The sequence below is a fragment of the Photobacterium sp. GB-56 genome (assembly GCF_003026105.1).
In the GTDB taxonomy this organism is placed as follows: Bacteria; Pseudomonadota; Gammaproteobacteria; order Enterobacterales; family Vibrionaceae; genus Photobacterium.
This window is the reverse complement of record NZ_PYNW01000011.1, coordinates 89190-111681: the sequence shown is the minus strand read 5'-3', so window position 1 is coordinate 111681 and position 22492 is coordinate 89190. Positions and strand designations below refer to the sequence as shown.

Genomic DNA, 22492 nt, shown 5'->3' with positions numbered 1-22492 from the left:
CTATATTATTTATTATTGTTGTGAATTTTGCTTATTTTTAATCAATAAGCTCACTTTCAGGGATATCAATAATGAATAAATGGCTCGCTTTGAGTTTTAGCTTTGCCACACTTTTAACAGGTTGTGCATCTAACACCTCCGATATAACATCTTCGTCTTCAGCAAACCTAACCACGCTATACGACTACAGCATTACATCACCAAATGGAAAGACCTTAACAGTCGATCAATTAGCAACAGAGCTAAAGAATGCTGATATTATCTTAGTTGGTGAGTGGCATAGCCATCCTGCAGCTCACCTATTACAAAGCCAATTATTCGCTGCGTTATACCAACAAAATCCACAATTAACCTTATCAATGGAGCAATTCACCCGAGATAAACAAGCTGTTGTTGATCAATATCTTGCAGGTAAGATTGGTGAACGAACATTGGTATCGGAAGGTAATGCGTGGCCAAACTACGACAGTGATTACCGTCCGCTGGTTGAATTTGCCAAGCAGAATAACTTAGACGTGATTGCCGCTAATGCGCCAAAAAGTATTGTACGCTGTATTAGTAAAAATGGGCCTGAGTACTTAAATAAACTGCCACCATCAGAGCGTTCATGGATTGCACACTCATTGACTCTTAATAAAGATGCATATCAAACCAAATTTTTAAACTCAATGCATCACGGCAATGAAGAGCAAAACCTACGTATGTTTGCCGCACAAACCGCGTGGGACGATACTATGGCAGAAAGTATGGTCACGTATTTGAACACGCATCCAAATAAACAAATCATTCATGTCGCAGGTCGTTTTCATACCATGGAAGGACTGGGTACGGCTTCTCGCATTAAAGCGCGTAATCCCAATTTAAAAGTCGCAGTTGTCACTCCAATAACAGCTTCAGAACTACTCTCTGATGGTGCTCTAGATTATAAGGTTACTATGGCATCGCTTCCTGTTCGTTACGTACAAAAAGAAAAACAGAACAAAGCAATGATGGATATGATGAAAAGAAACAAGGATTTAAAGTGTTATAAATAACTTAAAGCAGTAAATTACCATAGCCCAGATAGAGCAGAACCCCATCGGCGGCCAAGCAGTTGGGGTTCTTAAGGGAGATAACAGCTATATCTCTTAGTAGCCATATTATAATGCCATAGCAACCTTTCTAATACCTGAACAGCATATCCATTCCGCCCATTTGATAGGTAAATGGCAACATAACTTTCATTAACATCCATAGCGAAAAACAGTGTAGATACTAATAATCCTCTATGTATTTTTTATGACAGCTATGTAGATATTTAGTTGCACTTTTTCGTTATTTTTTTTGAGAAAACTTTTTAAGACCACATTTCACTTTCTTTCCCCGAACGAAAAACACATGAAATCTTATCTCTGCCATCGCTACCCATCCCAAATTAAAGTAAAATAGAAAAAATACAGCTCTCACAATTTTGAGCCAAAGAAAACTAGGAAAACCATGAAAAAAACATTTGCTTTAACCCACCCTAAAAAAGCTGTTCCTCGCGTTGTTGAAGCAGTGAAGTTTGAAGTTAAGAAATACCTACGTCGTGAGCGTAACAAAGCACTTCCTGCTGGCGCTGACTTTTGGGATTTTGATTGTAAGTTTGGTCATACCGAGCAAGAAGCCAAAGTTATTCATGTAAAAGAAATCAACAAGTACATCGATGAAGCTGAAAAATTAGAACTGCCATCTTTATACTTAGAAATTCTGGCAAAGCCTGCAACACGCGCACAACGTCCAGATTTTGATTTCGACGAAGAATAATCACATAACGTTTTAGGTTATATTCTTTACGATAAAAGAGTCACTACGGTGGCTCTTTTTTATAAAAAAAAACAAACAGTTAAATATCATAAAATTTAAATAACCTTTTATTTAAAAAGCGATAGAAACCAATATTACAACAATAAAAAACATTTAAATTCAACAAGTTAAACAAGATAAAAACTCAAACACCACATATTTAAACGTTGTATTTTATCCCCATAGATTAAGATAAATAAATATATCGGTCTTTGTTAACTGTCGCTGTAAATACAAAAGTAATACGCATAGAAAAGCGGCCTCGGTATATAAGATGAGAGCTCACGCTAAATAGTGGCAAAATATTTAGAAAACGAACGGTAAAATATTTAACGAAAAAAAAGCAGCTCATTAGGCTGCTTTTGTACGTTAAATATCTCTGATTAGAACCAGCGTTCTAATGCACTACGGTCTAATTGCTTAAATGCGCGGCTGAGTACATCAGCAAGTTCTTGGTAGCGAGGTTGTGATTTTTTCGGTTGCATCGCATAACCTTCACTGACAATTTTCTGGTAGATCTCGCTGTACCATTTCGCCAGTGATGGTGGGAGTACGGTTTGGCTACGTTTACCTAGCCACCATAAACCTTGTAATGGCATCGATAACGCCAATAACGCAATGGCAACAGCTTGCGGCATGCCTGCATAATTATGAAATACCATTTGGGTCAAAATACTAATAGCAGCGACGGCCGGCATCACCTTAGTGGCAAACTTTGTTGCTTTGATATAGCGATGTTCAGGAAAAACAGCAGCCAGCTCTTTACGCATTGGCCATGTGCTCATGTAATGCTGACCGTCTTGGAAATACTTCCACTTTGTTTGTTGAGTCATAAAGCACCATTTATCAAAAAAAAATATAATCTTTAAAATTTTTAAGCAATAAACTTGATTAAAATTAAATTTATCTAAAAATGTTTTTGTTATATTGCTTAACAATCGCTATCCTAAGCACGCCTAAAGGTAATTGTTGCTGTTAATGGTATTAACTGCAAGTTAGGCACCCTCAAGGATGAACCAGAATTGCAGGTAACTCAATTCAAATACTCAAGAATGAGCACGAATTTCACCCTGACTAGACCGATAAATATATCATCGTCTATTCTATGGGTACTTTTTTATTCAAAAATGAATATCAACTTTCAGACAGATTATAGGTAGTCACTCTCATGTCTAAGCTGGTTTTAGTTCTAAACTGCGGTAGTTCATCTCTTAAGTTCGCAATCATCGATCCTGTATCAGGTGACGAACACCTTTCAGGTCTAGCAGAATGTCTAGGTCTTCCTGAAGCACGCATCAAGTGGAAACTTGATGGCAAGCACGAAGCACAACTAGGTGAAGGCGCGGCTCACGAAGAAGCTCTAGCATTCATGGTTGATACTATCCTTGCTTCTAAGCCTGAGCTTAAAGAGAACCTAGGCGCTATCGGTCACCGTATCGTACACGGTGGCGAGCAGTTCTCTGCTTCAGCTCTAATCGACGATGTTGTTCTTCAAGGTATCGTAGATGCGTCTGATTTCGCACCACTACACAACCCTGCACACGTTGTTGGTATCGAAGCTGCTAAACACAACTTCGCTGATCTTAAGAACGTAGCGGTATTCGACACGGCTTTCCACCAGACTATGCCTGAAGAAGCATTCCTATACGCTATCCCTTACAACCTATACAAAGAAAACGGTATCCGTCGCTACGGCGCACACGGTACTTCTCACCGTTTCATCGCTCGTGAAACAGCGAAACTTCTAGACAAGCCTCTTGATGAGCTAAACATCATCAACTGTCACCTAGGTAACGGCGCATCTGTATGTGCAATCAAAGGCGGTAAATCTGTAGATATCTCTATGGGTCTAACTCCTCTTGAAGGTCTAGTAATGGGTACACGTTGTGGTGACCTTGACCCAGCAGTTATGTTCCACCTACACGATCGTCTAGGTATGAGCGTTGCTGAAATCAACACAATGTTCACTAAAGAGTCTGGCCTACTAGGTCTAACTGGTGTGACTTCTGACTGTCGTTTCGTTGAAGAAAACTACGGCGTTAAAGAAGAAGCAACGCGTGCAATGAACGTATTCTGTCACCGTCTTGCTAAGTACGTAGCTAGCTACGCTGCAAACATGGATGGTCGTCTAGACGCTATCGTATTCACAGGCGGCATCGGTGAGAACTCTGCTCCTATCCGTGAAGAAGTACTTAAGCGTCTATCTATCTTCGGTATCGAAGTAGACAGCGAAGCAAACCTTAAAGCACGCTTCGGTAACGAAGGTGTTATCACTTCTGCAAACAGCCGCATCCCTGCAATGGTTGTTTCTACTAACGAAGAGTTAGTAATCGCAGAAGATACAGCGCTTCTAGCTGAAATCTAATCTAACGATTATCTTAACGGCTGGCTTTAAGTCAGCCGTTTCTTCATGACATCCCGTCATGTTCTCATGTGGTATTGTTCTATAGTTATTCTACTAATTAAAATGAATTGTTATTGAACAGTGCTTTATCATTCAATAGTTTGAGGAATTCATAGTGTCCCGTACTATTATGCTTGTTCCAGTTGGCGCTGGCGTTGGTCTAACAAGTGTTAGCCTTGGTGTACTTCGTGCAATGGAACGCAAAGGCGTTCGCGTTTCTTTCTTTAAGCCTATTGCGCAACCGCGTAAAGGTGGCGATCAGCCAGATCTAACAACAACAATTATTAGTGCTAACAGCGATATGAAAATTGCTGAGTCATTCTCAATGGCAAGCGCTGAAGAATTGATCCGTAACGACAAAACTGATGTTCTTCTAGAAGACATTGTTGCACGCTTTAAAGCGGCAACAGCAGATGCTGACGTAACGCTAATCGAAGGTCTAGTTGCTACTCGTAAGCACCCTTTTGCAAACCAAATCAACTTTGAAATTGCAAAAACGCTAGATGCTGAAATCGTGTTCGTTGTATCTCCAGGTACTGATAACCCAGCTCAACTTAAAGAGCGTATTGAAGTAGCATGTTCTAACTTCGGTGGTATCAAGAACAAGCAAATCTCTGGTGTTATCGTTAACAAACTTAACGCGCCAGTTGATGCTGAAGGCCGTACGCGTCCAGATCTTTCTGAGATCTTTGATGACGTAGAAGGTACTGTTCCTTCAAATGTTGAAATCATGCAAGTGTTCAACTCAAGCCCAATTCGTGTACTAGGTTGTGCACCTTGGAGCGCAGAGCTTATCGCTACACGTGCAACTGATATTGCTCAGCACCTAAATGCTGAAATTATCAATGCAGGTGACATCGAAACTCGTCGTATTAAGAGCATCACTTTCTGTGCACGCTCTATCCCTAATATGGTTGAGCACTTCCGTCCAGGTTCACTACTCGTCACTTCAGCTGACCGTCCAGACGTAATCGTTGCAGCATGTCTTGCAGCAATGAACGGCGTAGAGCTAGGTGCACTACTTCTAACAGGTGGTTACGAACTACCAAAACCTGTTATGGATCTATGTGAGCGCGCATTCGCGACTGGTCTTCCAGTCATGACTGCTCAAGGTAACACTTGGCAGACTTCTCTAAATCTACAGAGCTTCACACTAGAAGTACCTGCAGACGATAAAGAGCGTGTAGAGCTAGTTAACGAGTACATGGCAAGCCACATCGACGGTAACTGGATTGAGTCTCTAACTGAAGGTTCAAACCGTGAGCGTCGCCTAAGCCCACCAGCATTCCGTTACCAGCTAACTGAGCTAGCTCGTAAAGCGGCTAAGCGTATCGTTCTTCCTGAAGGTGACGAGCCACGTACAGTTAAAGCTGCGGCTATCTGTGCTGAGCGCGGTATCGCGGAATGTGTGCTTCTAGGTAACCCAGATGAAATCCGTCGCGTTGCTGAGCAGCAAGGCGTCGTTCTTGGTGCTGGCGTAACTATCATCAACTCTGACGAAGTACGTGAAAACTACGTGGCTCGTTTAGTTGAGTTACGTGGCGCGAAAGGTATGACTGACGTTGTTGCTCGTGAGAAACTACAAGATTCAGTATTCCTAGGCACAATGATGCTTGAGAACAACGAAGTTGACGGTCTAGTGTCTGGTGCTGTTCACACAACTGCAAACACTATCGTTCCTCCGTTCCAAATCATCAAGACTGCACCAGATGCATCTATCGTATCTTCTGTATTCTTCATGCTACTACCAGACCAAGTATTGGTTTACGGTGACTGTGCGATCAACCCAGATCCAACAGCTGAGCAACTAGCTGAAATCGCTATCCAATCTGCAGATTCTGCAAAAGCATTTGGTATCGACCCACGTGTTGCTATGATCTCTTACTCTACTGGTGAATCAGGTAAGGGTGCAGACGTAGATAAAGTACGTGAAGCAACGAAGATCGCTCAAGAGAAACGTCCAGATCTAGTGATCGATGGTCCTCTTCAGTACGATGCTGCAATCATGGAAAACGTAGCTGCTTCTAAAGCACCTAACTCTCCAGTAGCAGGTAAAGCAACTGTATTTGTATTCCCAGACCTAAACACGGGTAACACAACTTACAAAGCGGTACAGCGTTCAGCAGATCTAGTATCTATCGGTCCAATGCTTCAGGGCATGCGTAAGCCAGTTAACGACCTTTCTCGTGGCGCACTAGTAGACGATATCGTTTACACAGTTGCACTAACTGCGATTCAGGCAGAACAAGCTTCAGCTAAGTAAGTTTTAATACTTATTTAATCGACTGATAAAACGCTCCAATACATGTCTTCAATTTTTATTGAAATGTGTATTGGGGCGTTTTTTATTACTGGAATAAGGTGTTTTAACCCTTTATGCTGGCAAGCTAATTAACGGTTAAGGACAACCTGTTAGCATGGATTTTCTCAACTCTCTCGGGCTATTTATTGGCTCATTGATCTCCAACACCCTCGCATCACTCTCTGGTGGCGGCGCAGGCTTAATTCAATTTCCTCTACTTATTTTTCTTGGCTTACCCTTTAGCATCGCTCTTGCGACCCACAAAGTGGCAAGTGTGGCATTAGGCGTTGGTGCAGCCATTAAACATTTACGTCAAGGCACACTGTCGTTGAAATTTACACTCTATGTGATCCTTACAGGCGCAATAGGTGTGATTATTGGCGCAAACCTGATCCTCTCTTTTCCTGAAAATATCGCTGAAGCTGCACTCGGTATGTTAATACTCAGTCTTGGTATTTATTCACTGATGAAAAAAGAGCTAGGACAAAACGAAAACGCTATTCATCGCGACATAAAAGGGATGATCATTGGTGGGCTTGGTCTAGCCATTATTGGAGTATTAAATGGCTCACTTACCGCCGGAACAGGGCTATTTGTTACCTTATTTTTAATCCGTTGGTTTGGCTTTAACTACAAACAAGCGGTAGCACTAACCTTGGTGAGCGTTGGGCTATTTTGGAATGGAATTGGCGCTATCGCAATTTACCAAGCAGGCGCACCGATTTACTGGCCTTGGATCCCCGTATTATTACTCGGTTCATTACTGGGTGGTTATTTAGGCGCTCACCTTGCTCATCAAAAAAGTAATCAACTCATTAAACGTTGCTTTGAAGCCCTGACTTTTATTATTGGCTTTAAGTTACTTTTCTCAGCTTTCTAGTCCACGTTATTTAAGGAGTATTTCATGGATAAAGCGATCATTGATATCTACTACTGTCGTCAATGTAATTGGATGCTACGCTCTACATGGATGGCCCAAGAGCTACTGCATACCTTCAGTGAAGAAATCCAAACCATCAGCCTTCACCCAGACACAGGTGGACGTTTTGAAGTTCACTGTAATGGTCAGCTTATTTGGGAACGTAAAGCCGATGGTGGCTTTCCAGATGCGAAACAGCTAAAGCAACGTATTCGTGATGTTATCGACCCAGAGCGCGATTTAGGCCATGTAGATCGCCATAGTAAACCATAAACGATAATACCTCGCTCCAGATACAATAACGCCCTGAATGTGCTTTCTCTATTAAGTGGCTTTGCGCTTAAAACCAGAGAGCTGCATTCAGGGCGTTACTTTTATCAATTAAAAATTAGATCTGGGTGTGTACCAGTACTTCACCGTCAAAGCTGATCACAGATAGCTGGTTGCCATCTAATAAACCATAACTTGCAGGTAACCCATTACGAGGAATAGCGACAGAGCCTGGGTTAAACACAAATAGCTCATCTTTTGCTTCTGCAACAGGAATATGAGTATGTCCCGATACAATCACATCACCGGCACGTAAACGAGGATGTTTATTGGCGTTATACACGTGACCATGCGTTAAAAAAAGACGCTGTCCTGTTGGCAATAACACAAGGTTGTAATCTGCCATAATAGGGAACTCAAGTAGCATTTGGTCGACTTCGCTGTCGCAGTTACCGCGTACCGCCGTAATACGTTCGCCGAAGCGATTTAACAGCTCAGATACCTTGATAGGATTGTACCCTTCAGGTAATGGATTACGCGGGCCATGATTTAAAATATCACCCAATAGAATTAAGTGCTCTGCACCACTTTGTTCAAAAGCAGCAATCATCTTTTCAGCACTCGCTAAAGAGCCATGAATATCAGAGGCAAAAAATAATTTCATAATCAAAAACCAGTCATTAATCCAGATTCGAAGTCTACTCGTAGTCTTATCAAATTTCCATGTTAGCGGTACTGATATCTCATCATAAAATGCAACCAAATGCTTATACGTGCATAATATTCGTGATAATTCTCTTACGTCACAATATTAAGATAATGGATTTTAAGTCTCTCGTTATACTGATAATTTAACTGATATAGAATGCTGATATATAATAGAAATAAGCAACACATCAAAGCTTAGATGATGACTGATAATGGAATAACGACATGAATATTTTAATGACAGGCGCAACAGGTTTTATCGGACGAGCACTGATTCCTCATTTCAATCATGATCACGTCACCATACTTACACGTAACCCGACTCGTGCTTACAATCAACTCGGTCATCATATCCTCGCCGTTGATAGCCTAGATAGCTTCGACAATTTCGACCAATTTGATGCTGTTATCAACCTTGCGGGTGAGCCGATCATCAATAAGCGTTGGAGTGACAAACAAAAAGAGAAAATATGTCAAAGTCGTTGGGATATTACCCAGCAACTCGTTGATAAAATTAAAGCCAGTCGTCATCCTCCGCATACTTTTCTTAGTGGTTCTGCGGTGGGCATTTATGGTGATAACCAAGATAAAACCATTGATGAATCCACCCCGCTTGATATTAACGATAACGACTTTGCCCAGAACGTCTGTTACCGCTGGGAGCAAATTGCTCTTGAAGCCAAATCAGAACAAACCCGTGTGTGCTTTATCCGCACAGGTATCGTACTTGGCAAACAAGGCGGTGCATTAGCGCGCATGTTACTGCCTTATCAACTAGGATTAGGCGGAAAAATTGGTGACGGTAAACAATACTTTCCTTGGATCCATATACAAGACATGATCAAAGGCATCATCTTTTTACTAAATCACCCAGAAGCGCATGGTGCATTTAACTTTACCGCCCCAACACCGGTGACGAATAAAGTGTTTAGCCAAACCTTAGCCGCAACTCTAAAGCGTCCACACATTTTATTTACCCCTGCTTGGGTTCTAAAACTAGGACTTGGAGAATCAGCACAGCTATTGCTTGATAGCCAACGTGCGCTACCGAATAAGTTACAGCAAGAAGGGTTTAACTTTAGCTTCCCTTGTATTGAGCAAGCACTAAAGCAGACGTTGTGTGACTAGATAAAATATATTTATTAAATGGTTAAAAAAACTATTATTAACTTTGATAATCATATATGAACAATAATAATTTTAACGTGATACTTGTAGTGGTATTAGTTTGTATTTCTTTTTGGTTAGGAGTCAGTACTAATGATCAGAGTATTCAAGAATGGACAAAATTTAAGGATATCCTGAGCATTCTAATAAGTGCTCTTACCTTATTTATTGCATGGGTAGCTTTAAATAGATGGAAAAAACAACACAAATACGAAGAGCGTTACAAGGCTATAGTATCTATAGAAGAAGATATTTTTAAATGCTATAACGCATTTAATGAACTGAAACATAGTAATACAGCAATGTCTTTAATTGATAATGGATACGATGTTAGCCTCGAATGGCAAAAAGCAGCGGAAGAATACTCCTCAAAAAAATACAATTTAGAGCAAAAATTAAAAAGCTTATACCTTTCAAAAGAACGATATAATCGTTTTTTCTCAAATAAAGAAAAAGATGAAATTGAAAGTATTCTTAATGAATATTTTCATGCTATGGATAACTACACTGATAAATCTCGAGATATCAAGGAAAGCACCGTTCTAGGCAAACTAGAAAGTAGCGTTAATAATACGCATACACGTGTAATTACATTTTTTGATTATTTACGTAAAAACGTATAACAACCTAAAAAATGACATTATAAATAAAAAGCCGCTTTGTAAATAAAGCGGCTTTTTATTTATAAACAAGACTAATTACAAAATTGTATTCTCAAATGTCTTTGTAGGAATTAGAGTAGTTTTAGGCATGATTTCTTGTCTATTTTTTACGAGCACCTAATCTCTTTTAATGAAGTTATTGACGATGTACGACCTTGCTTGATATCAGATTAAGCAAAACTTATCATCTTCATCATGGCTACCACCACTTTGTCTTTCAAAGGACATTTATTATTTAAATAATCTACACTCCATCAACGCAACGGCAACAACAACTTCTTGATCTGCGATCGTGACACTAAATACACCAAGCCAATAGCCAGCATAGGTAAGCCTATCCACATTAATGGATGCAAGGTAAACGGCAGTTCAAAACCTTTTACCACCAGCAAACCGACAACAAATTCAGCGCCAATGGCTGCAATAATCCCAGCTAATAACGCAATAATGCCGTATTCAAACCACAAGGTAGCAGCAATGCGTTTTCGGCTGGCACCGAGTGTGCGATAAAGCTGAATTTCGGTTTGACGCTCTGAAATACTCAAGCGTAATAAGGTCATAATGAGTAGTAATCCACTCAGTACACCTAAGCCAGCTAATACCGTAAGTGACCAACTCACTTGGGCTAATAAAGCTTGAATCCGTGTTGCCATCATACGTAAATCAAGCACACTCACCGTTGGATAATTACTGGCTAAGGTATTAAGTAAATCGCTTTGCTGATCATTCACTCTAAAACTCACTAGCCATGTTGCAGGAAACGACTGCAATACATCTGGGGTGAAAATGAAGTAGAAGTTCGGCTTCATATTACGCCATTCCACATCACGAATGCTGTTTACTGTGGCGTTAAACTCTAGCCCACCAATGGTAAAAGCCAGCTTGTCACCCAATGCAATGTTTAAGCGTTTCGCAATGCCAGATTCCACTGAAACACCTGAGCTACTTCCCCATTTACCTGCAATCACCTCATTATGACTCGGTAAGCTTTCCGCCCATGTGAAGTTAAGCTCTCGTCTTAATGCAGGATCGCGTTCTGGACTATTGTCGGAAGTAATCTCTGCAGCTACGCCACTTTGGCTTTCATCTTCTGATAAGTAAAAGCGTTGCTCATTAATCGCGACCAATCTTCCACGGGTCACAGGATAACCTTCAGAACGGGCTAATTGATTCGCATCTAAATAATCTAAATAGGCTTGTTGCTGATCTGGCGCAATATTAATTGCAAACACATTAGGCGCATCAGCAGGTAAGGTATTTTTCCAATCCGCAAGTAACTCGTTACGTAATAATCCAATCACAGCTAATAGCATTAACGAACACGTCAATGCCGCCAATTGCGTCGCGGTCTTCGCTTTACTACGATTGACACGACTTAACGCCAAACTGTACGCAGCACCGAGTTTAACTTTCTTAAGTAAAGCAATGGCAGCAAGGCCAACTAAAGCTAACAACACTAACAGTGCCACCATGCCCAATAAGGTCAGCCAAACAAATACATTGCTACCAATCCACCATACTGCTGCAAAAACAGGGAAGATCAACAACAACCATATAGCTGAGAACTTAGATGTTGGAGTCTGGGTTGCTTGTACCGTATTCATTGCAGAAGCATTCACTAAACGAGAAAGCGGAATACCCAATGCTGGCAATGAAATGAAAAGAGCGAGCAGTAAGCTGATCACTAATGGCGCAAAACCAATCGTCGGTAATTCATCAGGTAACAACTGTTGCAGTGGATAGCGCAGTAACCATTCGAGCCAAAAACCCAACAGTAAACCAACGCCAATCGCGACTGAAAACACAACCGCAATTTGTTGTAATAACCATCGCCATAAAAAACGACGACTTGCACCAAGGCTCTTCATCATCGCGACTGATGTGATCCGCGTCGACGCATAGTGCTGACATGTAAGCACTAAGGTTGCTGATGCCATGAGCACCACCAGCACTAAAGTCAGCGATAGGTATTGCCTTGCTCGCTCTATAAAGTCACCACTGCGCCCGGCATCGTTTTCAGTTAACCAGCGCTGGCTTGGGGTTAACTTCATCGTTTCACGAATATCAGCAAGATCAGGATCGGAGCCGGAAAAATAGTAGCGATAGCTGATCCTGCTACCTTCTTGAATCCCGCCAATGGCAGCAATGTCTTTATTGTTGATCAATACTGCTGGCATTTGGCTAAAAGGGTTAAAAGACAGTTCAGGATCTTCTAAGATTCTCCCACTAATGGTTAGCTCCCCATCCCCCAGCATGAGTGTATCGCCCTCTTTGACATCCAGCAGCGAAAATAAGCGTTCTGATAACCACAACTCACCGGGGCTCACATGATGGTGCACAGACTTATCAGCCGCTTGTAATCGTAAATCGCCACGCAATGGAAATTTCGCATCAACCGCTTTAATGCTGACTAACTGCATACCGTTATCGCTAAATGCCATGGTACCAAAGCGAGTTTGCTGTGAAGTGGTGATCTTATTGGTTGATAACGGTTGTAAATCTACCGCTTGCGATGACTTCAATACCATATCTGCCGCTAACGCAGAGCGACCTTGCGAAACTATGACCCCTTCAACACGGCTTACCAATGCCGATAACGCAAATACGCAGGCTATAATTAAGCTCAGCGCTAAGGTGACTAACCACAACTGACCTTGTCGGATTTCACGCCACGCCCAACGTAAAAAGAACGGACGTTTTTTCATCGAAAGTGAATCACTCTGCATGACGTTCATCCCTCGCGAGTTTGCCGTTATCTAATCGCATAATTCGATCGCAACGAGCCGCTAATGTATCGTCATGGGTGACAAGCACCAGTGTTGTGCCACTGTTTTTATTAAGCTCAAACAACAGCTCAATAACCATGGCTGCGGTATGCTGATCGAGGTTTCCTGTTGGCTCATCAGCAAACAAAATTTTCGGTTTGATCATAAAAGCGCGAGCTAACGCGACGCGTTGCTGTTCACCACCGGATAACTGACTCGGTAAGTGAGTTTCTCGCCCTTTCAAACCAACAACAGCAAGCAATTCTTTTGCTCGCTCAACATCCACCTCATTATCTTGGATCAAACACGGTAACGTGACGTTCTCGAGTGCATTTAAGGTCGGTAGTAACAGGAAGTTTTGAAACACGAAACCAATAGATTCACTACGTAATTGAGCGCGTTGTTCATCATCTAACGTAGAAAGGTTATGACCAAGTAGCTCTATTTCACCTTGTGTTGGTACATCGAGCCCCGCCAGTAATGTCATCAAGGTTGATTTACCCGCGCCAGAGACACCGACAAGGGCAATAGACTCTCCTTGCTCGACCTCAAGCGAAACATCCTGCAAAATAGTCATAGGCGACAAGGTAGTCGTGACTTGTTTTGAAACAGAGTGTGCCTTAATTACGGAGACAGACATGATACGAATCCTTTCATTGTTGATGCTGGTGTTTTCATCCACCGCATTGAGTCAAACACTGTTAGTTCTTGGCGATAGCCTCAGTGCTGGTTATCAGATGCCAGCAGAGAAAAGCTGGCCTGCACTACTGCCGCCACTGTTAGAACAGCAAAAACAACCAACGACCATTGTGAATGCGAGTATCTCTGGCGATACCAGTGGTAATGGGTTGGCACGATTACCAGCATTATTGGAACAGCATAAGCCTGATTTTGTTTTAATCGAATTAGGTGCGAATGATGGCTTACGTGGGTTTCATCCTAAAATATTACGTAATAACCTTAGCCAAATGATCAATGAGATCCAAAAAGTGGGATCACAGCCACTATTAATGCAAATTGAAGTCCCACCCAATTATGGCAAACGTTATAACGAACTGTTTCGTAATACTTACCCATCATTAAGTGAAGACACCAATGTGCCTTTATTGCCGTTTTTTCTTATCGATATTATTGTAAAGCCAGAATTAATGATGAAAGATGGCCTTCACCCAACCGCACAAGCACAGCCGCTGATCGCTCAATTTATGGCAAAGCATCTTCAACCTTATCTCAACAAGGAAAGCTCACAGTGACACAATCTATTTTAATGACAGGGTGTAGCTCTGGTATTGGCTATTACTGCGCAAAAACACTGACCGAGCAAGGCCTTAACGTTGTTGCTAGTTGTCGAAAATCAGAGGATGTAGAAAGGCTCAATCAAGAAGGTATTCGTTGCGTTCAATTGGATGTCACTTCAGAGTCATCCATCACAGAAGGTTTAAGCCAAGCTCTAGCTATCACTGGCGGAAAATTAGATGTGTTATTTAATAATGCCGCTTACGGACAACCCGGCGCATTAGAAGATTTACCGACCTCAGCTCTACGTGAACAATTTGAAGCGAACTTCTTTGGCTGGCACGAGCTAACTAAGCAAGTCATCCCACTGATGCTTACCCAAGGTCACGGTAAAATTGTACAAAACAGCTCAGTACTGGGATTAGTCGCCATGAAATATCGCGGCGCATATAACGCCAGTAAATTTGCAATTGAAGGCTATACCGATACCTTACGTTTAGAGTTAGACAATACGCCGATTAGTATTTCTTTGATCGAGCCAGGACCAATTGAAAGCCAATTTCGCGCAAACGCAAAACGCATGTTTGAACGTCATATTGATATGAACAACTCTCGCCATTATGACAACTACCAAGACACCCTCTCTCGCCTTGGTAAAGAAAAGGTGACCAACAAATTTACTTTAAAACCTGATGCAGTATTACGACCACTATTGGACATCATTAATAGCTCTCGCCCAAAATCACGCTATTACGTGACACAACCGACTTATATTTTTGGTTTCTTACGTCGTATCCTACCAACAAGATTTCTTGATAAGTTACTGATAAAAAGCAATTAATAAAGAAAAAACCTGCTTAAAACCCATCGCTTTTAGGCAGTTTTATCACCTTATAAAAGTGGTGATAAAAACAACATTTATAAAATCAATGATGATTAATATGCTGATTTATAACCACTAAACATAAAAAAACACTTACTCCAGTTAAGAATATCACCCAATATGACATTTTCTATAAAACGTAATATTATTGTCATATAACAAATGTAATGTGATCCCATAACTTAAGCTAATTATCAAACTTAGCTCTTTCTTCATTACGTTTAAGGTGTATATATGACATTGCGCCAAATTAACTTACTATGCGCGTGTATCACGTTAGTGCTTTTGCTGGTATTCGGTAATTAATACTGTTCTTTCTCGTTTTTTAAACACTTACTAATTTCTGTTTCATTATCTCAACTTGATCCACATCGATTCATCCCCATATATTTGGTATAGCCTTTCAAATAGTCAACGGATCGAATTACATGTACCAAAATACTGCGCTAGAAATTAATGAACAAAATCTGCAACAGGTTATCGAGCAATCGATGCAAACACCTGTTGTGATCAGTTTTTGGGCGCCATCGATGCCTGAAACGCTAGAAGTGAATGCAACGCTAGAAAAACTGGCTCGTGAATACCAAGGACAATTTATCCTTGCTTCACTAAACTGTGAAACCCAACAAATGGTCGCTTCTCAGTTCGGTGTCCGTGGTTTACCTACTGTTGCTCTGTTTAAAGATGGTCAACCTGCTGATGGCTCTGCAGGGCCACAAACAGAGCAAACATTACGTGAAATGCTAACTCGTCATCTACCAAGTCAAGAAGAGCTGGCATTAAAACAGGCATTGGTATTAGTTGATAATAAAGAATACGCTCAAGCTCTACCGCTACTGCGTCAACTGTCAGCACAACTTCCTAACGATAGCTTAGTAAAACTCGCTATTGCAGAGTGCCTGATTGAAACCGCTTTGTTTGATGAGGCCGAGCCGATTCTTGCGACAATCCCAATGCAAGATCAGGATGCACAATACAAAGGCTTGGTCGCTAAATTAGAATTACACAAGCAAGCGGGTAACTCGCCAGAGATCCAACAACTAGAACAGAAACTAGCGTCCGAACCTGACAATGTTGAATTACGTTATGAACTCGCCGTGCAATACAGCCAAGTAAACCGTAATGAAGAAGCGCTAGAGTTATTGATTGCAATTTTACGTAAAGACATGAACTTCTCAGATGGTAATGCAAAGAAAACCATGATGGATATTCTTGCAGCATTAGGTCAAGGCAATCCAATTGCAGCCTCTTACCGCCGTCAGCTTTACTCTTTGATGTATTAATTCGATAAAGTATAAATAGCAAAAAGCCCGATACGCTTTTAACTCTAAGAGTTCACGTATCGGGCTTTTTCGTATTTATTTATCGTAAAATATTACTTCTTACGATCGCGCAGTACATTCGTTAGACGTTTACGTTGGCGTTCTTGAGAAACAGTTAGCTTCTGCTTTTTAGTCTCAAATGGGTTTTCGCTATTCTGGAATTGAATGCGAATCGGTGTCCCCATCATTTCTAATGACTTACGGTAGTAGTTCATTAGGTAACGCTTATATGAACCCGGAAGATCATTAACTTGGTTACCGTGAACGACAATGATCGGTGGGTTATAACCACCGGCGTGCGCATACTTAAGCTTCACACGACGACCACGGATCATTGGTGGCTGGTGATCATCTTGTGCCATTTGCATAATACGCGTTAGTAGCGAAGTACTAATACGCTTAGTTGCAGACTGGTATGCTTCAATCACTGACTCATATAAGTGACCAACACCGGTACCGTGAAGTGCTGAAATAAAGTGAATACGCGCAAAGTCAACGAAGCCTAAACGACGGTCAAGTTCAGACTTAACACGCTCTTTCACTTCGTTATCTAAACCATCCCACTTGTTCACAGCAATCACTAATGAACGGCCTGCATTTAGCGCAAAACCTAATAAACTTAGATCTTGATCTGAAATGTTTTCACGAGCATCGATAATCAACAATACAACGTTAGCATCTTCAACCGCTTTTAACGTTTGAATAACTGAGAATTTCTCAACCGCTTGGTGCATGTTCTTACGACGACGGATACCCGCAGTATCGATCAATACGTACTCTTGACCATCACGTTCCATTGGAATGTAAATAGAGTCACGCGTTGTTCCTGGCATATCGTAAACAACAACACGTTCTTCACCTAAAATACGGTTTGTTAGTGTTGATTTACCTACGTTTGGACGACCAATAATTGCAAGCTTAATTGGCTGCTCTTGAAGACGCTTATAGGCAGCTTCCGCATCCGCTTCAGAAAGGTTTGCTTTCTCAATATCTTCAACCGATGTGAGATCTTCAAGTTGAAGTTCTTGCTCTTCACCTTCTTCTGCAAGCTCTGCATTCAGTTTGTCAGAGAACGGTGCTAATGCGCGCTCCATCAATGCAGTAACACCACGGTTTTGAGTTGCTGCAATTTGGTACATTGCATCAACGCCTAAACGCCAGAATTCAGCACAAGCACTGTCTGCATCAATACCATCAACCTTGTTTACCACAAGGAACGTTGGCTTTTGACGGCTACGTAAGTGCTTAGCAATTGCTTCGTCTGCGGCAGTTAAACCAGCACGACCATCTACTAGGAACAGAACAACATCAGCTTCTTCAATCGCTGCTAATGACTGTTCAGCCATTTTTGTTTCAACGCCTTCCTCAGTACCATCAATACCACCGGTATCGATAACAATGAATTCATGCTCTTCTAGCTCTGCTCTACCGTATTTACGATCCCTAGTTAAGCCAGGAAAGTCAGCAACAAGTGCATCCCTTGTGCGAGTAAGACGATTAAATAGCGTCGATTTACCCACGTTCGGGCGCCCGACTAGGGCAACAACAGGAATCATAACTACCTCTTACTTTTCATAGTCTTATTGACATTTTTACCGTTCATTCTTGCCTCCAGTTCACATTTCTGAGAACCTTCATCCGACAATAATATATTCAACGGATATAACAACAACGGCTCCAACTACGTATCGCAGCTGGAGCCGACAAATTAATCTAGCGACATTATACCGTTTTATTGCGGTATTTGCATTTTGTTGATTTCACCATCTCGGGTTACAACAATAAAGCCATTATCGTCTAGTGCAACAGGCGGTACAGCAATACCACTACCGTCGACTGATTCTTGAGAAACAAACTCGCCACTTTGGGTATCAAGCCAGTGTAAGTAACCTTCAGCATCACCCACAACTAAATAACCATCAATCACAGCAGGCGCACTTAGCTGGCGATATTGTAAATCAGTGTTCTGCCATAGTTCTGTACCACTACGCGCATCAACAGCAACAATATGATCTTTCGCTGTTACTAAGAATAGCTCACTACCATCAATAACAAAGTCAGTTGCTGACGAATAGTTACGTTTCCATGCGATCTGACCAGAACGAAGATCGATCGATACTAATGTGCCATTATAACCAACAGCATATAAACGATCGCCATCAATAACTGGTGACGCATCAACGTCAACTAAACGATCAATTTCTGTTGAACCTTTTGGTGACGCAATCAATTGTTGCCACAACATACGTCCATCAGACATTAATGCGCCAGCTATACGTCCATTCGCTAAGCCCCAGAACACACCACCAGAAACAGCAACCGGTGAACTATCACCTCGTAATGTCAAGGTTGGAACTTCATTGCTGACTTGCCATTTAGAAACGCCCGTTTCAGCATCAAGTGCTTGCAGCACACCCAAGCTGGTATTAACAACAACTAAGCCATCAGAAACAAGTGGTTTTGACAGAACTTCACCAGCGACAGTGGTACGCCATACTTCCTTACCCGTCTCTGCATCAAGTGCAATGACTTTTGCATTGGCTGTACCGACGAACAGTTTACCATCACCTAAAACAAGTCCACCAGTCAACAACGCGCTGCTGTCTTTTTCTAGATCAGTTTTCCATTCAACTTTACCATTTGCTGGATTCAGTGCTTCGATTAAACCATTACGATCTGCAACGTACACTTTATCTAGCCCAACAACGGGGGTGAGTTTTGAGTAATAACCAGAAACACCGTTACCTACGCTACGGCTCCAATCTGTTTTTGGTGTGAAAGTATTATCAACCTTTGGCAATGGCGCCATTTGAATTGAATCGACTTCACTTGCACAACCCGATAGCACGCTTACTGCAACAGCAACGGCCAAAACACGTTTTAACACCTTATGCATCATCATCTGCCTTATTGCGCTAAATCATCAAGTTTCATTTGCAGCGCAGGTGACGAACCTTCCTGCTGAGCTTCTACATATGCTTCACGTGCACCAGTGATATCACCTTTTTGTAACAGGATATCACCACGCAGTTCAGCAACGTTTGACTTCCAGCTTGGCACTGTTACTTTTTTAAGCTCAGCTAATGCTTCATCAAATTTTTGTTGCTCAGCATAAATACGAGCTAAACGTGTTGTTGCCAATGGCAAAATAGCGTCATCTTTAGTGTGATTAATCACCCACTGAAGTTGCTCAACCGCACCGTCCAGATCTTTATTATCTACCTGAACTTTCGCTAGCTGTAGTGCTGTCAGTACCGCATATTGACTATCTTTATTCGCATCAATAAACGTTTTTGCTTCAGCGACTGCGTCTTTGCTGTTTTCATCAAGCGCAGAAACAACTTGTGTATAGGTGTCAGATGCAACGTGTTTTGCAACATGTACTTCAGACTGGTAGTAACGCCAGCCCCAAAGACCACCTAAACCAATCACGGCACCTAGAACAACGGCTTTGCCGTTTTCTTGCCACCACGATTTAATCGCTTCAACCTGTTGTTCTTCTGTGGCGTAGTCGTTCACTTCCTGTCCTCTCTTAAATCAATGCTGCCAGCTTCGCGGCAACCTCATCCTGTGCCATGGTCGTCTGCTCACCGCCGTGTAAATCTTTTACTACTACGGAGTTTTCAGCTATTTCATTTTCTCCAAGAACTAATGCAACCGCGGCACCAACGTTGTCAGCACGCTTAAATTGCTTCTTGAAGTTACCACCACCAAAGTTAGTCATCACTCGTAAACCTGGTACTTCAGTACGTAGTTTTTCAGCTAACTTCATACCCGCAGCTAATGTGCCTTCACCAGCTGTAACCATGTATACATCTACAGAACGACGAACCTCATCTTTTTCTAATGCTTCCATTAGTAATACTAGACGCTCAAGCCCCATCGCAAAACCAACTGAAGGTGTCGCTTTACCGCCTAGTTGTTCAACTAGACCATCATAACGACCACCACCACAAACAGTGCCTTGTGAACCAAGGCTCTCTGTGATCCATTCAAATACAGTACGGTTATAATAATCTAAACCACGTACAAGACGTTCATTTACTTGATATTTGATGCCAGCAGCGTCTAATAGTTCACATAAACCAGCAAAGTGTTCTTTAGACTCTAGATCTAAGTACTCTGAAAGTTTAGGTGCATCTTCTAGAATTTCTTGAATTGCTGCATTCTTAGTATCTAAAACGCGTAATGGATTGGTGTACATACGGCGTTTTGCATCTTCATCAAGCACATCTAAGTGTTGCTCTAAAAATGCGATTAAAGCTTTACGGTATTCTGCACGCGCTTCGAGTGAACCTATTGAGTTTAACTCTAAACGTACGTGCTCATTAATACCAAGTTCACGCCATAGACGTGATGTCATCATGATCAATTCAGCGTCAATATCAGGGCCATTAAGACCAAAGACTTCTACACCGACTTGGTGGAATTGACGGTAACGGCCTTTTTGAGGGCGCTCATGACGGAACATGGGACCAATGTACCAAAGACGCTGTTCTTGGTTATATAGTAAACCATTTTGAATACCAGCACGTACACATCCCGCAGTCCCTTCAGGACGTAGCGTTAAGCTATCACCGTTACGGTCTTCAAAAGTGTACATTTCCTTTTCAACAACGTCGGTCACTTCACCGATAGCACGTTTAAACAAATGTGTTGATTCAACAATCGGCATACGAACTTCATTGTAACCGTATGCACTGATCACTTGTTTAACTGTACCTTCGACTTTCTGCCAAAGTGGAGATTGTGTTGGAAGGCAATCGTTCATGCCTCGAATTGCTTGAATTTGTTTCGCCACGTTTATTCTCGTTAACCGCTGGGTATTAGAATCGAATATATAATTTCTTTTTGAAATAGTGAACCATGCTCACCGATATGAGCATGGTTTTTTGATTATATATCTTGTTGTTTTACATCAATGCGGTTGTTTTGATCTAACATTGATGCCTTTGCTCGAATTTTACTCTCAAGCTGATCAATCACATTGTCGTTATCAAATCGCTCTTTTTGACGAATACCGTCTTCATAAAAAGCACTCTTACGGTTACCGCCAGCAATGCCTAAGTGAGACGCTTCTGCTTCACCAGGGCCATTAACCACACAACCAATCACTGAAACATCCATTGGAACAACGATATCTTCTAAACGTTGTTCTAACTCGTTTACCGTACCGATAACATCGAACTCTTGACGTGAACATGTTGGACAAGCAATAAAGTTGATGCCACGAGAACGAATGCGTAATGATTTTAATATATCAAAACCAACTTTGATTTCTTCAACAGGATCAGCTGCAAGCGAGATACGTAACGTATCACCAATACCTTCTGATAGAAGCATGCCTAAACCTACGGCTGATTTAACCGAGCCAGCACGAGCACCACCAGCTTCGGTAATACCAAGGTGAAGGGGTTGAATAATTTGCTTCGCAAGCTGACGGTATGACTCAACAGCAAGGAAAACATCTGACGCTTTTACGCTGACTTTAAATTGGTCAAAGTTCAAACGGTCTAATATTTCCACATGACGCATTGCTGACTCGACCAAAGCTTCAGGTGTCGGTTCACCGTATTTTTGCTGGATCTCTTTTTCAAGAGAACCTCCATTTACGCCAATACGGATAGGAATGTTTTTATCACGAGCACATTCAACCACAGAGCGAATACGATCTTCACGACCAATATTACCAGGGTTAATACGTAAACAATCCACACCGTATTCTGCCACTTTAAGTGCAATGCGGTAATCAAAATGAATATCAGCAACCAGCGGAATATTCACTTGTTGCTTGATCAATTTAAAAGCTTCCGCGGCATCCATCGTTGGTACAGAGACACGTACAATATCAGCACCAACTTTTTCTAATGCCTTGATCTGTGCAACAGTCGCTTCGATATCTGTTGTACGAGTATTGGTCATCGACTGAACGGCGATAGGTGCACCATCGCCAATAGGAACATTACCGACATAAATTCGGCTCGATTGACGGCGTATAATTGGTGATTCGTTATGCATTGCTCTTTCTCT

The 22492-nt window shown here is 41.7% G+C and carries 20 protein-coding genes; 11 read left to right on the top strand and 9 right to left on the bottom strand.

Annotated elements, in window-relative coordinates; translation table 11 throughout:
- Nucleotides 1–71: 71 nt before the first annotated feature.
- Together C9J42_RS15205 and C9J42_RS15200 are read left to right on the top strand one after the other, a co-directional pair.
- On the top strand, nt 72–1034 hold the full coding sequence (locus C9J42_RS15205) for a ChaN family lipoprotein (RefSeq protein ID WP_107247381.1): 963 nt from the start codon (nt 72–74) through the stop codon (nt 1032–1034).
- A gap of 442 nt (nt 1035–1476) precedes the next feature.
- Nucleotides 1477–1785 (top strand): DUF6172 family protein, encoded by a 309-nt coding sequence (locus C9J42_RS15200; protein ID WP_105059635.1) that lies wholly within the window; start codon nt 1477–1479, stop codon nt 1783–1785.
- A 422-nt stretch (nt 1786–2207) separates the two neighbouring features.
- Here the strand turns inward: C9J42_RS15200 and yfbV are convergent, their stop codons facing one another.
- On the bottom strand, nt 2208–2657 hold the full coding sequence (gene yfbV, locus C9J42_RS15195) for a terminus macrodomain insulation protein YfbV (protein ID WP_158259290.1): 450 nt from the start codon (nt 2655–2657) through the stop codon (nt 2208–2210).
- 335 nt (nt 2658–2992) lie between these two features.
- On the opposite strand from yfbV, the gene C9J42_RS15190 reads away from it, so the two are divergent.
- From C9J42_RS15190 to C9J42_RS15175, 4 genes are all read left to right on the top strand, one after another.
- A complete protein-coding gene (locus tag C9J42_RS15190; RefSeq protein WP_107206002.1) occupies nt 2993–4189 on the top strand; it encodes an acetate kinase in 1197 nt (398 codons plus the stop codon).
- A gap of 154 nt (nt 4190–4343) precedes the next feature.
- Entirely contained in the window at nt 4344–6491 is a 2148-nt protein-coding gene (gene pta, locus C9J42_RS15185; protein WP_199187094.1) for a phosphate acetyltransferase, read from the top strand.
- Between the two features lie 154 nt (nt 6492–6645).
- On the top strand, nt 6646–7410 hold the full coding sequence (locus tag C9J42_RS15180; RefSeq protein ID WP_107206000.1) for a sulfite exporter TauE/SafE family protein: 765 nt from the start codon (nt 6646–6648) through the stop codon (nt 7408–7410).
- Between the two features lie 24 nt (nt 7411–7434).
- On the top strand, nt 7435–7722 hold the full coding sequence (locus C9J42_RS15175) for a SelT/SelW/SelH family protein (RefSeq protein WP_107247380.1): 288 nt from the start codon (nt 7435–7437) through the stop codon (nt 7720–7722).
- Between the two features lie 115 nt (nt 7723–7837).
- Here the strand turns inward: C9J42_RS15175 and yfcE are convergent, their stop codons facing one another.
- Complete coding sequence (gene yfcE / locus C9J42_RS15170) at nt 7838–8383, bottom strand: phosphodiesterase (RefSeq protein ID WP_107247379.1); 546 nt, start codon at nt 8381–8383, stop codon at nt 7838–7840.
- 269 nt (nt 8384–8652) lie between these two features.
- Between yfcE and C9J42_RS15165 the strand changes: the two genes are divergently transcribed.
- Both C9J42_RS15165 and C9J42_RS15160 read left to right on the top strand, forming a co-directional pair.
- Complete coding sequence (locus C9J42_RS15165; RefSeq protein WP_107302118.1) at nt 8653–9555, top strand: TIGR01777 family oxidoreductase; 903 nt, start codon at nt 8653–8655, stop codon at nt 9553–9555.
- A gap of 56 nt (nt 9556–9611) precedes the next feature.
- The gene (locus C9J42_RS15160; RefSeq protein ID WP_107247377.1) at nt 9612–10217 is read left to right on the top strand and encodes a hypothetical protein; all 606 of its coding nucleotides are present in this window, start codon (nt 9612–9614) and stop codon (nt 10215–10217) included.
- A 293-nt stretch (nt 10218–10510) separates the two neighbouring features.
- On the opposite strand, the gene C9J42_RS15155 is transcribed toward C9J42_RS15160, so the two are convergent.
- Nucleotides 10511–12982 (bottom strand): ABC transporter permease, encoded by a 2472-nt coding sequence (locus C9J42_RS15155; protein WP_107247376.1) that lies wholly within the window; start codon nt 12980–12982, stop codon nt 10511–10513.
- Nucleotides 12972–13661, bottom strand: coding sequence for an ABC transporter ATP-binding protein (locus C9J42_RS15150; RefSeq protein ID WP_107247375.1), 690 nt, complete (start codon nt 13659–13661; stop codon nt 12972–12974). The genes C9J42_RS15155 and C9J42_RS15150 overlap by 11 nt, the downstream gene beginning before the upstream one ends.
- On the opposite strand from C9J42_RS15150, the gene tesA reads away from it, so the two are divergent.
- The 3 genes from tesA (at nt 13660) to C9J42_RS15135 (ending at nt 16423) form a co-directional block, all read left to right on the top strand.
- Nucleotides 13660–14274, top strand: a complete 615-nt coding sequence (gene tesA / locus C9J42_RS15145) for a multifunctional acyl-CoA thioesterase I/protease I/lysophospholipase L1 (RefSeq protein WP_107205993.1) — start codon at nt 13660–13662, stop codon at nt 14272–14274. The two genes, C9J42_RS15150 and tesA, sit on opposite strands and share 2 nt — an antisense overlap.
- A complete protein-coding gene (locus C9J42_RS15140) occupies nt 14271–15098 on the top strand; it encodes an SDR family oxidoreductase (protein WP_107302117.1) in 828 nt (275 codons plus the stop codon). Before tesA ends, C9J42_RS15140 begins: the two co-directional genes overlap by 4 nt.
- A 470-nt stretch (nt 15099–15568) precedes the next feature.
- The gene (locus C9J42_RS15135) at nt 15569–16423 is read left to right on the top strand and encodes a co-chaperone YbbN (protein WP_107205991.1); all 855 of its coding nucleotides are present in this window, start codon (nt 15569–15571) and stop codon (nt 16421–16423) included.
- A gap of 92 nt (nt 16424–16515) precedes the next feature.
- Here C9J42_RS15135 and der read toward each other — a convergent pair whose 3' ends face one another.
- From der to ispG, 5 genes are all read right to left on the bottom strand, one after another.
- Nucleotides 16516–18018 (bottom strand): ribosome biogenesis GTPase Der, encoded by a 1503-nt coding sequence (gene der / locus C9J42_RS15130; RefSeq protein WP_107205990.1) that lies wholly within the window; start codon nt 18016–18018, stop codon nt 16516–16518.
- A gap of 176 nt (nt 18019–18194) precedes the next feature.
- Nucleotides 18195–19358 carry an outer membrane protein assembly factor BamB gene (gene bamB, locus C9J42_RS15125; RefSeq protein ID WP_107205989.1) on the bottom strand — a complete coding sequence of 388 codons (1164 nt, stop codon included), beginning with the start codon at nt 19356–19358 and terminating at the stop codon, nt 18195–18197.
- Nucleotides 19359–19369: 11 nt separating this feature from the next.
- On the bottom strand, nt 19370–19981 hold the full coding sequence (locus C9J42_RS15120; protein WP_107290894.1) for a YfgM family protein: 612 nt from the start codon (nt 19979–19981) through the stop codon (nt 19370–19372).
- Between the two features lie 13 nt (nt 19982–19994).
- The gene (gene hisS / locus C9J42_RS15115) at nt 19995–21263 is read right to left on the bottom strand and encodes a histidine--tRNA ligase (RefSeq protein ID WP_107205987.1); all 1269 of its coding nucleotides are present in this window, start codon (nt 21261–21263) and stop codon (nt 19995–19997) included.
- 95 nt (nt 21264–21358) lie between these two features.
- Nucleotides 21359–22480, bottom strand: a complete 1122-nt coding sequence (gene ispG, locus C9J42_RS15110; RefSeq protein ID WP_107205986.1) for a flavodoxin-dependent (E)-4-hydroxy-3-methylbut-2-enyl-diphosphate synthase — start codon at nt 22478–22480, stop codon at nt 21359–21361.
- Between the last annotated feature and the right edge of the window lie 12 nt (nt 22481–22492).